Genomic DNA, 13,070 nt, shown 5'->3' with positions numbered 1-13,070 from the left:
GATGGGCACGGCACCGACACCGGCACGGCCGATGCGCGCCGACGCGCGCCGCAACTACGACCGGCTGCTGAGCGAGGCCCGGGTGTCCTTCGCCGCCCACGGCACGGATGCCTCGCTGGAGGACATCGCCCGGCGGGCGGGCGTCGGCATCGGCACGCTGTACCGGCACTTCCCGAACCGCCAGGCCCTGATGAACGCGGTGTTCCAGGAGGCCCTGACCGCGCTGCTCGACCGCTCCGGCGAGCTGGCACGGTCCGACCGGCCCTGCGGCGCGCTGGTGGAGTGGCTGGGCGCGATCGTCACCCACGCGGGTGAGTACCACGGGCTGGCACAGGCACTCATGTCGGCCTCGGGGGACAGGACTTCGGCACTGACGTCCTGTCATGTGCCGCTGCGTCAGGCCGGGGACCGGCTGCTGACGCGAGCCAAGTCGAGCGGCTCGGTGCGGGCGGATGTGTCGATCGACGACCTTCTCCAGCTGACGAACGCGATCGCGCTGGCCGCGGAACAGACCCCGTCCGACCCCGCCCTGGCCGACCGGCTGCTGCGACTGACGCTCCGCGGCCTGAGGGCCGACCCGGCCGACCCCGCCGATCCCGCACCGTCGGATGCGCAGGGCGACTGACCGGGCCTCCGCCCTTCACGGCCTCACCGGCGCCGCATGTCCGCGACCCGGCCCACCGGCCCGTCCGCCAGCGCCGCGGCGCTCCGCAACTGCGGGCCGAGCCCTCCCGGCCCTCCATGTCCGCCCTGCGTACGCCGCTGGCCCGGCAGCGGCATGTCCTGCCGTGTCTGCCGTCCCGGTGGCAGGGGATCGCTGCCCCCGGACTCCGTGTCGGGCCCCGCCACCGTGATCTCCACCCCCTGGTCGGCGAGGGCCTGGAGCTCCGTGGCCGCACGCTCGTCGTGCACCGGCGGCTCGTCCGTCACCAGACGGGTGATCAGCTCCGTGGGAACCGTCTGGAACATGGTGTCGGAGCCGAGCTTCGTGTGGTCCGCGAGGACCACCACCTCGGCCGCGGCCTGCACCAGTGCCCGGTCCACGCTCGCCGAGAGCATGTTGGACGTGGAGAGCCCGCGCTCCGCGGTCAGCCCGCTGCCCGAGAGGAAGGCACGGCTCACCCGCAGCCCCTGGAGGGACTGCTCGGCACCGCTGCCGACGAGCGCGTAGTTGCTCCCGCGCAGGGTGCCGCCCGTCATCACCACTTCCACCCGGTTGGCATGGGCCAACGCCTGGGCGACCAGCAGTGAGTTGGTGACCACGGTCAGACCGGGCACCCGCGCGAGCCGGCGGGCCAGCTCCTGCGTGGTCGTTCCGGCGCCGACCACGATGGCCTCGCCCTCACCGACCAGGCCGGCCGCCAGGTCGGCGATGGCCGTTTTCTCCGCGGTGGAGAGATGGGATTTCTGCGGAAAGCCGGACTCCCGCGTAAAACCGCCCGGCAAGACCGCACCGCCGTGCCGGCGGTCGAGGAGTCCTTCTGCCTCCAGTGCCCGCACGTCCCGCCGTACGGTCACTTCGGAGGTCTGGACGACGCGGGCGAGCTCACGGAGCGATACCGCCCCGTTGGCGCGCACCATTTCGAGGATCAATTGACGACGTTCTGCAGCGAACACGAAACTGACAGTAACCTGGCCGTAGGTTGCTTTTCAGCAGTTTGCGCCGAATAACAGAAGTTGTACGTAGGCGGGGCCCCCTGGTGGTATAGGGGGCCCCGCCGTCGGTACGAGCAGTGCGGGCTACGCCTCGCCCTCGGTCTTACGGGTGTGCAACTGCCGGGCCACTTCCGCGATCGAGCCGGAGAGCGACGGATACACCGTGAACGCGTTGGCGATCTGCTCCACCGTCAGGCTGTTGTCCACGGCGAGCGCGATCGGGTGGATCAGCTCGCTGGCCCTCGGCGCGACGACGCAGCCGCCGACCACGATGCCGGTGCCGGGCCGGCAGAAGATCTTGACGAAGCCGTCCCTGATGCCCTGCATCTTGGCGCGAGGGTTGCGCAGGAGCGGAAGCTTCACGACACGGGCGTCGATCTTGCCGGAGTCGACGTCCGACTGGCTGTAACCGACGGTGGCGATCTCGGGGTCGGTGAAGACGTTCGCGGAGACCGTCTTCAGGTTCAGCGGCGCCACCGCGTCGCCGAGGAAGTGGTACATCGCGATCCGGCCCTGCATCGCGGCGACCGAGGCCAGCGCGAAGACCCCGGTGACGTCACCTGCGGCGTACACACCGGGTGCGCTGGTCCGGGAGACCCGGTCGGTCCTGATGTGCCCGGACTCCTTGAGCTGGACCCCGGACTCCTCCAGGCCCATGCCCGCGGTGTTGGGGATCGCGCCGACCGCCATCAGGCAGTGCGTGCCGGTGATGACGCGGCCGTCGGCCAGCGTGACCTCGACCCGGTCGCCGACGCGCTTGGCGGACTGGGCGCGGGAGCGGGCCATGACGTTCATGCCGCGGCGCCGGAAGACGTCCTCCAGGACGGCGGCGGCGTCCGGGTCCTCGCCGGGGAGCACCCGGTCGCGGGAGGAGACGAGCGTGACGCGCGAGCCGAGCGCCTGGTAGGCCCCGGCGAACTCGGCGCCGGTGACACCCGAGCCGACCACGATGAGCTCCTCGGGGAGCTCGTCGAGGTCGTAGACCTGGGTCCAGTTCAGGATGCGCTCGCCGTCGGGCAGGGCGTCCGGGATCTCCCGGGGGTGGCCGCCGGTCGCGATCAGCACCGCGTCGGCGGTGAGCCGCTCCTCGGTGCCGTCGGCGGCGGTCACCACGACCTGGCGGGACCCGTCGGCGGCCTGGAGGCCCTCCAGCCGGCCGCGGCCGCGCATGACCCTGGCGCCCGCGCGGGTGACGGAGGCGGTGATGTCGTGCGACTGGGCGAGCGCGAGGCGCTTGACACGCCGGTTGACCTTGCCGAGGTCCACGCCGACGACCCGGGCGGCCTGCTTGATGTGCGGGGTGTCGTCGGCGACGATGATGCCGAGTTCCTCGTAGGAGGAGTCGAAGGTGGTCATCACCTCGGCCGTCGCGATCAGGGTCTTGGAGGGCACGCAGTCGGTGAGGACCGACGCGCCGCCGAGGCCGTCGCAGTCGACGACGGTCACCTCCGCGCCGAGCTGGGCGCCGACCAGTGCCGCCTCGTAGCCGCCGGGGCCGCCGCCGATGATCACGATCCGGGTCACGAAAAGTCCGCCTCGCGTGGTGTCATCCCACGGCCGTCTGCCGCCCCGGCCGGGGGTCCGGGGGATCGCCCCGGCGTATGCAGTACGTAATTCATTGTCCCGCACGCGCCAAGCTGCTTCGCCCCGGGGCCCTCCATACGGGAACGGGCCTGGCCGGGCCACGGCCTCCGGCGCCGGCGGACCGCCCACGACCGGGCCCTTTCCTCGCCGGAACCGGCACGCTCCCCGCCCCTCCCGTACCCTCGACCCCATGTCGCTCTACGCCGCGTACGCCGGCAACCTCGACGCGCGGCTGATGACGCGCCGCGCACCGCACTCCCCGCTGCGCGGCACGGGCTGGCTCAACGGCTGGCGGCTGACGTTCGGCGGGGAGCAGATGGGCTGGGAGGGCGCGCTGGCCACGGTGGTGGAGGCACCCCGTTCCCAGGTGTTCGTGGCGCTGTACGACCTGGCTCCGATGGACGAGGACTCCATGGACCGCTGGGAGGGGGTCGGCCTCGACATCTACCGGCGCATGCGGGTGCGCGTGCACACGCTGGACGGCGAGGAGCCGGCCTGGATGTACGTCCTCAACGGCTACGAGGGCGGACTGCCCTCCGCGCGCTATCTGGGCGAGGTGGCGGATGCCGCCGAGTCCGCGGGCGCGCCGCACGACTATGTGATGAACCTGCGCAAACGACCCTGCTGAGCCGGGCCGTCCGGGGCGCGCCCTGTACGAACATACGAATGTGACCGGCCAGACTCTCCGCCGCACATCTACGCGCGTAGGGAATCAGCGGTTACCCTCATCCGCGTGAACGCATCTGTTATTCCGGACCACATCCAGGGCGACCCCCGCGCCGCCGCTGCCGACGCCGCCGCCCGCCTGCGCGAGCTGACCGGCGCCGATACCCACGACGTCGCTCTCGTGATGGGCTCCGGGTGGGCCCCCGCCGGCGATGCGCTCGGCATCCCGGAGGCCGAGTTCCCGGTCACCGCGCTGCCCGGATTCCCGGCCCCGGCCGTGGAGGGCCACGGCGGCACGGTCCGCTCGTACCGGATCGGGGAGAAGCGCGCCCTGGTCTTCCTGGGCCGTACGCACTACTACGAGGGCCGGGGAGTCGCGGCGGTCGCGCACGGCGTCCGTACGGCGGTCTCCGCGGGCTGCGGGACCGTCATCCTCACCAACGGGTGCGGCGGCCTGCGCGAGGGCATGCGCCCCGGCCAGCCGGTCCTCATCAGCGACCACATCAACCTCACGGCGGCGTCGCCGATCATCGGCGCCAACTTCGTCGACCTGACGGACCTGTACTCGCCGCGGCTGCGCGCGCTGTGCAAGGAGATCGACGAGTCGCTCGAAGAGGGCGTGTACGTGCAGTTCCCCGGCCCGCACTACGAGACCCCGGCCGAGATCGGCATGGTCCGGGCCATGGGCGGAGACCTGGTCGGCATGTCCACCGTCCTGGAGGCCATCGCGGCGCGTGAGGCGGGCGCGGAGGTGCTGGGCATCTCCCTGGTGACGAACCTCGCGGCGGGCCTCAGCGGCGAACCCCTCAACCACGAGGAGGTCCTCCAGGCCGGCCGCGACTCGGCGACCCGGATGGGCGCACTGCTGGCCCGGGTACTGGACCGGATCTGACGTCGCCCAGCCCCGCTTTCCCGTGAGGCACTGGCTGAGCAGATTCAGCCCCGCCGGCGTTTGAGGCGCGGGGGTCCGGGGCGGAGCCCCCGGCAGCCCCGCGCAGCGGTCCCACTCCCGCACCCCCCACCCGCACCCCCACCCGCAGAAAGGCGGACACCGTGCAGCAGGACCTCATCACGCGGGCCAGGACCTGGCTCGCCGAGGACCCGGACCCCGAGACCCGCGCGGAGCTCGCCGGGCTGATCGACGCCGGGGACCCGGCCGCACTGGCGGACCGCTTCGCGGGCACGCTCCAGTTCGGCACGGCCGGCCTGCGCGGCGAGATCGGCGCCGGCCCGATGCGGATGAACCGCTCCGTCGTCATCCGCGCCGCCGCCGGACTCGCGGCGTACCTGAAGGCCCAGGGACAGTCCGGCGGACTCGTCGTCGTCGGCTACGACGCCCGCTACAAGTCGGCCGACTTCGCCCGCGACACCGCGGCGGTGATGACCGGCGCCGGCCTGCGCGCCGCCGTGCTCCCCCGCCCGCTGCCCACCCCCGTCCTCGCGTACGCCATACGGCACCTGGGGGCCGTCGCGGGCGTGGAGGTCACGGCCAGTCACAACCCGCCGCGCGACAACGGCTACAAGGTCTACCTCGGCGACGGCTCGCAGATCGTGCCCCCGGCCGACGCGGAGATCGCCGCCGCGATCGCGGCGGTCGGCCCGCTCGACGGCGTACCGCGCCCGGAGTCGGGCTGGGAGACCCTCGGCGACGAGGTTCTGGCCGCATATCTCGCGCGTACGGACGCCGTCCTCAGCCCGGGGTCGCCCCGTACCGCCCGGACCGTCTACACCGCGATGCACGGTGTCGGCACCTCCGTCCTCACGGCCGCCTTCGCCCGGGCCGGCTTCCCCGAACCCGTACTCGTGGCCGAGCAGGCGGACCCGGACCCGGCGTTCCCCACCGTCGCCTTCCCCAACCCGGAAGAGCCCGGCGCCATGGATCTCGCCTTCGCGACCGCGCGCCGGGCACAGCCGGACATCGTCATCGCCAACGACCCGGACGCCGACCGCTGCGCCGTCGCCGTGCCCGACCCGTCGGCCGGGGGCGGCTGGCGGATGCTGCGCGGCGACGAGGTGGGCGCGCTGCTGGCCGCCCATCTGGTGGACCGCGGGGTCACCGGAGTCTTCGCCGAGTCGATCGTGTCCTCGTCCCTCCTCGGCCGGATCGCCGAGAAGGCGGGCCTCGGCCACGAGGAGACGCTGACGGGCTTCAAGTGGATCGCCCGCGTCGAGGGCCTGCGCTACGGGTACGAGGAGGCGCTCGGCTACTGCGTGGACCCCGAGGGCGTCCGCGACAAGGACGGCATCACGGCCGCCCTGCTGATCGCCGAACTCGCCTCCGGGCTCAAGGAGAAGGGCCGCACCCTCCTCGACCTGCTCGACGACCTGGCACTCGCACACGGCCTGCACGCGACGGACCAGCTGTCGGTCCGGGTCGAGGACCTGACCGTCATCGCGAACGCCATGCGACGTCTGCGCGAGACCCCGCCGACCACCCTGGCGGGCCTCCCCGTCACCTCGGCCGAGGACCTCTCGCAGGGCACGGACCTGCTGCCGCCGACCGACGGCCTGCGCTACCACCTCACGGGGGCCAGGGTGATCGTCCGCCCGAGCGGCACGGAGCCGAAGCTCAAGTGCTACCTGGAGGTCGTGGTCCCGGTCACCGACGCGGCCGGTCTCCCCGTGGCCCGCGCGAGGGGCGCGGAGCTGCTGGCGGGCATCAAGCGGGACCTGGCGGCTGCGGCGGGGATCTGACCCGCGCCTGCGGTTGAGGGGTCGTTGGGGAGAAGCGGACACATCGATGCCCGTTTCGATCACATATCGCTGTCCGTAACTCCCCAACGACGGGGGCCGCTGTCAGCCGATCGCGAGCAGCACCACCAGCAGCACGGCGCCGACGGCGGCCGGGGCGATCACCTCGTAGGCCCAGCGGACCGACGCGGTGGTCGTGCCCTGTTCCTTGCGGGCGGCGGCTCGCTCGGCTAGCTCCCTCAGGTCGCTCACCGTCTGGTCGGCGGCGGCCGCGCGGGCCTGGGTGTCGCGGACGTCGGCGTGCACGGACGTCCGGCCGTACGGATCGTCGTGCGCCTGCTGGGTGGCCTTCCTGGCCGCCCGCTTGCGCTCGCGCAGCGAGACGGGGACCGCCCACAGCTGGTACTTGTCGCCGCCGTGGGTGAAGACCTCGCTCGAGTACGCCGCGCGCACGGTGGAGACGTCCGTCCACGGCAGCACGATCGTGCGGAACGGGTTGCGGATCCGGATCCGTTCCTCGTCGGCGAACACGGCCGGACGCAGCGTGAAGGCGACGATCAGCGGAATCACCGCCAGCAGCGCGGCCAGCGACAGCCACGGCACCCATCCCTTGCCCTGGACCACCGCGTCGCCGCCGATCCAGCCGACCAGCAGGATCAGCAGCACGCCGCTGACCAGCCCGGCGCCCGACCGGAAGGTCCGGTCGGTGCGGGCGGGCTCGGCGGGGGGTGTGGGGCTCGTCATGGTCCCGATTCTGCCTGACGGCCCGGCGGGGTGCGGAGAGGCCTCGGGGGAGGCCTCGTACGGTCTGCGGAAGGCGCGGAAGCGGGGAGCCCCCTGTACAGGTCGCTACGCGCGTAGATATGCTCATGTGGTGACCATGCCCACCACTGCTCCGGCATTCTCCGACGCGACGGCGTCCGACAGTGCGCTGCGCCGCTTCCTGCACGGGCTGCCCGGCGTCGACACCGTCGGCCTCGAAGCGCGCGCCTCCGCCCTCGGCACCCGTTCGATCAAGACGACCGCCAAGGCGTACGCGATCGATCTCGCCATCTCGATGATCGACCTGACGACGCTGGAAGGCGCGGACACCCCGGGCAAGGTCCGGGCTCTCGCCGCCAAGGCCGTCAACCCCGACCCGACCGACCGCACGACCCCGCGCACCGCGGCCGTCTGCGTCTACCCCGACATGGCGGCGACCGCCGTCGCCGCGCTGGCCGGCTCCGGCGTGAAGGTCGCGTCCGTCGCGACGGCCTTCCCCGCCGGCCGCGCCGCCCTGGACGTCAAGCTCGCGGACGTCCGCGACGCCGTGGCGGCCGGGGCGGACGAGATCGACATGGTGATCGACCGCGGCGCCTTCCTCTCGGGCCGCTACCTCAAGGTCTACGAGGAGATCGTCGCCGTGAAGGCCGAGTGCGGCTCCGCACGGCTGAAGGTGATCTTCGAGACCGGCGAGCTGTCCACGTACGACAACATCCGGCGGGCCTCCTGGCTCGGGATGCTGGCCGGCGCGGACTTCATCAAGACGTCGACCGGCAAGGTCGGGACGAACGCCACTCCGGCGAACACGCTGCTGATGCTGGAGGCCGTACGCGACTTCCGGGAGCAGACGGGCGTCCAGATCGGCGTGAAGCCCGCGGGCGGCATCCGCACCACCAAGGACGCGATCAAGTTCCTCGTCCTGGTGAACGAGACCGCGGGCGAGGACTGGCTGGACAACCACTGGTTCCGCTTCGGCGCCTCCAGCCTGCTGAACGACCTGCTGATGCAGCGCCAGAAGCTCAGCACCGGCCGTTACTCCGGCCCCGATTACGTGACGGTGGACTGATACGCCATGGCATCCGCATTCGATTACGCACCGGCTCCGGAGTCCCGCTCCGTCGTCGACATCGCCCCCTCGTACGGCCTGTTCATCGACGGCGAGTTCGCCGAGGCGGCCGACGGCAAGGTCTTCAAGACGGTCAGCCCGTCCACCGAGGAGGTGCTCTCCGAGGTCGCCCGAGCAGGCGCCGAGGACGTGGACCGCGCCGTGAGGGCGGCCCGCAGGGCGTTCGAGAAGTGGTCGGCGCTGCCCGGCTCCGAGCGCGCCAAGTACCTCTTCCGGATCGCCCGCATCATCCAGGAGCGCTCCCGCGAACTCGCCGTCCTGGAGACCCTGGACAACGGCAAGCCGATCAAGGAGACCCGCGACGCGGACCTCCCACTGGTCGCGGCGCACTTCTTCTACTACGCGGGCTGGGCCGACAAGCTGGACCACGCGGGGTACGGCGCGAGTCCGCGCCCGCTGGGCGTGGCCGGCCAGATCATCCCGTGGAACTTCCCGCTCCTCATGCTGGCCTGGAAGATCGCCCCGGCGCTCGCCACCGGCAACACGGTGGTGCTGAAGCCGGCCGAGACGACCCCGCTCTCCGCGCTGTTCTTCGCCGACATCTGCCGCCAGGCGGGCCTCCCCAAGGGCGTCGTCAACATCCTGACCGGTTACGGCGACGCGGGCTCCGCCCTCGTCGAGCACCCGGACGTGAACAAGGTCGCCTTCACGGGGTCCACCGCCGTCGGCAAGGCGATCGCCCGGCAGATCGCGGGCACGGACAAGAAGGTCACGCTCGAACTGGGCGGCAAGGGCGCCAACATCGTCTTCGACGACGCCCCGATCGACCAGGCCGTCGAGGGCATCGTCACCGGCATCTTCTTCAACCAGGGCCAGGTCTGCTGCGCGGGCTCCCGGCTCCTCGTACAGGAGTCCGTGCACGACGAGGTGCTGCACGCCCTCAAGCGCCGGCTGTCCACGCTCAGGCTCGGCGATCCGCTGGACAAGAACACCGACATCGGCGCGATCAACTCCGCGGAGCAGCTCGCCCGGATCAGCGCGCTCGTCGAGACGGGTGAGGCGGAGGGCGCCGAGCGGTGGTCCGCTCCGTGCGAACTGCCGTCGTCCGGCTACTGGTTCGCGCCGACCCTCTTCACGGGTGTCACCCAGGCGCACACCGTCGCCCGCGACGAGATCTTCGGCCCGGTGCTGTCGGTGCTGACCTTCCGCACGCCGGACGAGGCCGTCGCGAAGGCCAACAACAGCCAGTACGGCCTCTCGGCGGGCATCTGGACGGAGAAGGGCTCCCGCATCCTCGCGGTGGCGAACAAGCTCCGGGCCGGCGTCGTCTGGGCCAACACGTTCAACAAGTTCGACCCGACCTCGCCGTTCGGCGGATACAAGGAGTCGGGCTTCGGCCGCGAGGGCGGCCGTCACGGTCTGGAGGCCTACCTCGATGTCTGACGGGCGACTGAGTGTCTTCAAGACCTACAAGCTGTACGTCGGGGGCAAGTTCCCCCGCTCCGAGAGCGGCCGGGTGTACGAGGTGACGGACTCGAAGGGCAAGTGGCTGGCGAACGCCCCGCAGTCCTCCCGCAAGGACGCGCGTGACGCCGTCGTGGCCGCGCGCAAGGCGTTCGGCGGCTGGTCGGGCGCCACCGCGTACAACCGCGGGCAGATCCTCTACCGCGTCGCGGAGATGCTGGAGGGCCGCCGGGAGCAGTTCGTGCGGGAGGTGGCGGACGCCGAAGGGCTGTCGAAGTCCAAGGCGGCTGCCGTCGTCGACGCGGCGGTCGACCGCTGGGTCTGGTACGCGGGCTGGACGGACAAGATCGGCCAGGTCGTGGGCGGGGCGAACCCGGTCGCGGGACCGTTCTTCAACCTGTCCACCCCCGAACCGACAGGTGTGGTCGCGGTCCTGGCCCCCCAGGAGTCGTCGTTCCTGGGCCTGGTGTCGGTCGTCGCCCCGGTGATCGCCACGGGGAACACGGCGGTCGTCATCGCCTCGGCCGAGGCTCCGCTGCCCGCGCTCTCGCTGGGCGAGGTCCTGGCGACCTCCGACCTGCCCGGCGGTGTGGTGAACATCCTGTCGGGGAAAACGGCGGAGCTCGCTGCCCCGCTGGCGTCCCACCAGGACGTCAACGCCCTCGACCTCACCGGGGCCGACGCCGCTCTGGCGAAGGAGCTGGAGATCGCGGCGGCGGACAACCTGAAGCGGGTCAGCCGCCCACCCGTCTCCCGCCACCACTCCGAGAAGGAAGCGCACGGCGCCGCTCATCCACAGGCTGTGGACGGGGCGGACTGGTCGGCCGATCCCGGCACGCACCGCCTGACGGCCTTCCTGGAGACCAAGACGGTCTGGCACCCGACGGGCGCCCTGGGGGCCTCAGGCTCCTCGTACTGACCTCTGCGTACGCGTGTGGGGCCACCTCCGGGCGGCCCCACACGCATGCGTACGTCGGATCAGCCGGTGATCAGACCGGTCACCTCTCCGATCAGGGGCAGATCGCTGAGCGCGGCGCCGCTGGTCAGCGGGTCCGTGGCCACCGCCGTGGTCACGGGCTTGAAGTCGGCGACCTGGGTGCCCACCGCGTTGTCCAGCGGGTCCACGCCCGTCCCGGCCAGCGGGTCGAGCTGCAGGTCGGTGACGGGCTTGACGGCCCCGGCGAGCCCGTGACCGAGAGCGCTGGTCAGCGCGGGCGCCGCCGCGTCGCTGACCGCCCCCAGAGTGCTGTCCGCCGTGTCCGCACCGGTCGCGGGCGGGGCGGGCAGCGGTGCGGCCTGGGCCGCCGCGCCTCCGGCGCCGAGCGCCGCGCCCAGCGCGGTGAGGGTCAGACCGGCGCGCAGCAGCGCGCGTTTCCGGGGCTTGGACAGTGCATGACGTGCCATGTTTTCCCACCTGATCGGGACGTGTCGGGTAATCATCCGTGCGCGCAGAGTAGTTGAGGTGTGATGCTCGATACCAACAGGACCTCCCGGCGATCCCCTGCGCGGGTCAATGCCTCACACTTCTGTTCTGTGAGTTCCCAACCGATCCCCACGCGCGTCGTGCTGCTCGCCGGTCCGTCCGGCTCCGGCAAGTCGTCCCTCGCGGCCCGCAGCGGTCTCCCGGTGCTACGCCTGGACGACTTCTACAAGGAGGCCAACGATCCGACACTGCCGCGGGTCACCGGCAGCGCGGACATCGACTGGGACTCGGCCCTCTCCTGGGACGCGGACGGCGCGGTCGCGGCCATAGCGGAGCTGTGCCGCACCGGACGCACGTCCGTTCCCCTGTACGACATCGCCACGAGCTCACGGACGGGCCGCGAGACACTCGACATCGAGCGCACGCCTCTCTTCGTCGCGGAGGGCATCTTCGCGGCGGACATCGTGCAGCGCTGCCAGGAGCTGGGCCTGCTCGCGGACGCGCTGTGCCTGCGCGGCCGGCCGTCGACGACGTTCCGCCGACGGCTGGTGCGGGATCTGCGGGAGGGCCGCAAGTCGGTGCCGTTCCTGCTGCGGCGTGGATGGCGCCTGATGCGGGCCGAGCGGGGCATCGTGGCCCGCCAGAAGGCCCTGGGCGCGTATCCCTGCGCCAAGCAGGAGGCCCTGGGCCGCCTGGCCGCAGCCGCGGCGGGACGCTGCCGCACCCCGCGCACCCGCGTGCCGAACTAGGGCCTCCCGGCGCAGGACCGGCGGCCCCCGGAAAACACGGCGGGGGCGGACAGGACCCCCCGGCCTGTCCGCCCCCGCTGCGCGCTACCCCCGTGCCGCCGCTTCCCCCGAAGCCGCGGCCTTTCCCCCGTTTCCCCCGTAGACCTCAGGCCACCAGCTCGCCGAAGGACTCCTCCTCGTCACGGCCGAAGCTGAGGACCTCGTCCTCACGCAGCCGGCGGAGCGACCGCCAGATGCTCGACTTCACCGTGCCGACACTGATGTCGAGGATGGACGCGATCTCCGGGTCCGTGCGGCCCTCGTAGTAGCGGAGCACCAGCATCGTGCGCTGGAGTTCCGGCAGCCGCGCGAGCGCCTGCCAGAGCACCGCCCGCAGCTCCGTGCCCCGCATCGCGTCCGTGTCGCCCACCGTCTCCGGCAGCTCCTCGGTCGGGTATTCGTTCAGCTTGCGCCTGCGCCATGCGCTGATGTGCAGGTTGGTCATGGTGCGGCGGAGATATCCGCCGACGGCCGCCTTGTCGCTGATCCTGTCCCACGCCCGGTACGTCGAGAAGAGGGCGCTCTGCAGCAGGTCCTCGGCCTCGAACCGGTCGCCGGTCAGGTGGTAGGCGGTCGCGTACAGGGAGGCGCGGCGCTCCTGGACGTAGGCGGTGAACGCCGCTTCGGCGTCCTCCGTCCGCGCCGGGGGCTTCCGCTCCCCCGAGCCCTCCCCGTACGCGCTTCCCCCGTTCTCCCCCGTGGTCGCGTCAACCATCGTCAGGTACGACGAGTGCTGACGCCCGGTGCCACGTACACGCCCCCGTGCTCCGGCACCGGACTTCTCCGGGCTCCGCCCGACGTCGTGAAGGCGCGTGACAACTGCGCTTGAGGTGGTGCTGTGCAGTGCGTTCATCTGGCGCCCCCCATCGGTGGAGTCCGTTCGTTCCGTGTGCCAACGAGCTTGCCGGGGCAGTTTCATGACCCTGTCCCCCGACTGTCACAGAGCTGTCACAGGGCATGTCGGGGCCCA

At 71.9% G+C, this 13,070-nt stretch carries 13 protein-coding genes; 8 read left to right on the top strand and 5 right to left on the bottom strand.

Going from position 1 to position 13,070, the window contains the following annotated elements; genetic code table 11:
• Position 1 precedes the first annotated feature (1 nt).
• Positions 2-625 carry a helix-turn-helix domain-containing protein gene (locus ACIBCU_RS08940; RefSeq protein ID WP_362940630.1) on the top strand — a complete coding sequence of 208 codons (624 nt, stop codon included), beginning with the start codon at positions 2-4 and terminating at the stop codon, positions 623-625.
• Positions 626-648: 23 nt separating this feature from the next.
• On the opposite strand, the gene ACIBCU_RS08935 is transcribed toward ACIBCU_RS08940, so the two are convergent.
• Both ACIBCU_RS08935 and ACIBCU_RS08930 read right to left on the bottom strand, forming a co-directional pair.
• Positions 649-1,617, bottom strand: coding sequence for a DeoR/GlpR family DNA-binding transcription regulator (locus ACIBCU_RS08935; RefSeq protein WP_362940627.1), 969 nt, complete (start codon positions 1,615-1,617; stop codon positions 649-651).
• Positions 1,618-1,740: 123 nt separating this feature from the next.
• A complete protein-coding gene (locus tag ACIBCU_RS08930; protein WP_362940624.1) occupies positions 1,741-3,180 on the bottom strand; it encodes an NAD(P)H-quinone dehydrogenase in 1,440 nt (479 codons plus the stop codon).
• Positions 3,181-3,430: 250 nt separating this feature from the next.
• Here ACIBCU_RS08930 and ACIBCU_RS08925 point away from each other — a divergent pair, with 250 nt between their 5' ends.
• The 3 genes from ACIBCU_RS08925 (at position 3,431) to ACIBCU_RS08915 (ending at position 6,600) form a co-directional block, all read left to right on the top strand.
• A complete protein-coding gene (locus ACIBCU_RS08925) occupies positions 3,431-3,868 on the top strand; it encodes a gamma-glutamylcyclotransferase (protein WP_033297850.1) in 438 nt (145 codons plus the stop codon).
• Between the two features lie 105 nt (positions 3,869-3,973).
• Complete coding sequence (locus ACIBCU_RS08920) at positions 3,974-4,798, top strand: purine-nucleoside phosphorylase (RefSeq protein WP_362940621.1); 825 nt, start codon at positions 3,974-3,976, stop codon at positions 4,796-4,798.
• A 161-nt stretch (positions 4,799-4,959) separates the two neighbouring features.
• Complete coding sequence (locus tag ACIBCU_RS08915; protein ID WP_399230246.1) at positions 4,960-6,600, top strand: phospho-sugar mutase; 1,641 nt, start codon at positions 4,960-4,962, stop codon at positions 6,598-6,600.
• A gap of 102 nt (positions 6,601-6,702) precedes the next feature.
• Here ACIBCU_RS08915 and ACIBCU_RS08910 read toward each other — a convergent pair whose 3' ends face one another.
• Entirely contained in the window at positions 6,703-7,341 is a 639-nt protein-coding gene (locus ACIBCU_RS08910) for a PH domain-containing protein (RefSeq protein WP_362943328.1), read from the bottom strand.
• Between the two features lie 136 nt (positions 7,342-7,477).
• Between ACIBCU_RS08910 and deoC the strand changes: the two genes are divergently transcribed.
• The 3 genes from deoC to ACIBCU_RS08895 are packed head-to-tail and all read left to right on the top strand — an operon-like array spanning position 7,478 to position 10,808.
• Complete coding sequence (deoC, locus tag ACIBCU_RS08905) at positions 7,478-8,425, top strand: deoxyribose-phosphate aldolase (protein WP_362943331.1); 948 nt, start codon at positions 7,478-7,480, stop codon at positions 8,423-8,425.
• A 6-nt stretch (positions 8,426-8,431) separates the two neighbouring features.
• Positions 8,432-9,868: an aldehyde dehydrogenase family protein gene (locus ACIBCU_RS08900; RefSeq protein ID WP_362943325.1), complete on the top strand. Its 1,437-nt coding sequence runs from the start codon at positions 8,432-8,434 to the stop codon at positions 9,866-9,868.
• Positions 9,861-10,808 carry an aldehyde dehydrogenase family protein gene (locus tag ACIBCU_RS08895; RefSeq protein WP_362943323.1) on the top strand — a complete coding sequence of 316 codons (948 nt, stop codon included), beginning with the start codon at positions 9,861-9,863 and terminating at the stop codon, positions 10,806-10,808. The genes ACIBCU_RS08900 and ACIBCU_RS08895 overlap by 8 nt, the downstream gene beginning before the upstream one ends.
• A 59-nt stretch (positions 10,809-10,867) precedes the next feature.
• Here the strand turns inward: ACIBCU_RS08895 and ACIBCU_RS08890 are convergent, their stop codons facing one another.
• The gene (locus ACIBCU_RS08890) at positions 10,868-11,293 is read right to left on the bottom strand and encodes a hypothetical protein (protein WP_362943321.1); all 426 of its coding nucleotides are present in this window, start codon (positions 11,291-11,293) and stop codon (positions 10,868-10,870) included.
• A 63-nt stretch (positions 11,294-11,356) separates the two neighbouring features.
• Between ACIBCU_RS08890 and ACIBCU_RS08885 the strand changes: the two genes are divergently transcribed.
• On the top strand, positions 11,357-12,061 hold the full coding sequence (locus ACIBCU_RS08885; protein WP_399230243.1) for a uridine kinase: 705 nt from the start codon (positions 11,357-11,359) through the stop codon (positions 12,059-12,061).
• A gap of 145 nt (positions 12,062-12,206) precedes the next feature.
• On the opposite strand, the gene ACIBCU_RS08880 is transcribed toward ACIBCU_RS08885, so the two are convergent.
• Positions 12,207-12,953 (bottom strand): SigE family RNA polymerase sigma factor, encoded by a 747-nt coding sequence (locus ACIBCU_RS08880; protein WP_362943316.1) that lies wholly within the window; start codon positions 12,951-12,953, stop codon positions 12,207-12,209.
• Positions 12,954-13,070: the final 117 nt, after the last annotated feature.

The organism is Streptomyces sp. NPDC051064, assembly GCF_044455985.1.
In the GTDB taxonomy this organism is placed as follows: domain Bacteria; phylum Actinomycetota; class Actinomycetes; order Streptomycetales; family Streptomycetaceae; genus Streptomyces.
This window is presented reverse-complemented; position numbering and strand designations above follow the sequence as displayed.

Coding starts and splice junctions, on each gene's coding strand:
- ACIBCU_RS08940 (WP_362940630.1), top strand. CDS start 2: ATGGGCACGGCACCGACACCGGCACGGCCGATGCGCGCCGACGCGCGC.
- ACIBCU_RS08925 (WP_033297850.1), top strand. CDS start 3,431: ATGTCGCTCTACGCCGCGTACGCCGGCAACCTCGACGCGCGGCTGATG.
- ACIBCU_RS08910 (WP_362943328.1), bottom strand. CDS start 7,341: ATGACGAGCCCCACACCCCCCGCCGAGCCCGCCCGCACCGACCGGACC.
- deoC (WP_362943331.1), top strand. CDS start 7,478: ATGCCCACCACTGCTCCGGCATTCTCCGACGCGACGGCGTCCGACAGT.
- ACIBCU_RS08900 (WP_362943325.1), top strand. CDS start 8,432: ATGGCATCCGCATTCGATTACGCACCGGCTCCGGAGTCCCGCTCCGTC.
- ACIBCU_RS08895 (WP_362943323.1), top strand. CDS start 9,861: ATGTCTGACGGGCGACTGAGTGTCTTCAAGACCTACAAGCTGTACGTC.
- ACIBCU_RS08890 (WP_362943321.1), bottom strand. CDS start 11,293: ATGGCACGTCATGCACTGTCCAAGCCCCGGAAACGCGCGCTGCTGCGC.
- ACIBCU_RS08885 (WP_399230243.1), top strand. CDS start 11,357: ATGCTCGATACCAACAGGACCTCCCGGCGATCCCCTGCGCGGGTCAAT.
- ACIBCU_RS08880 (WP_362943316.1), bottom strand. CDS start 12,953: ATGAACGCACTGCACAGCACCACCTCAAGCGCAGTTGTCACGCGCCTT.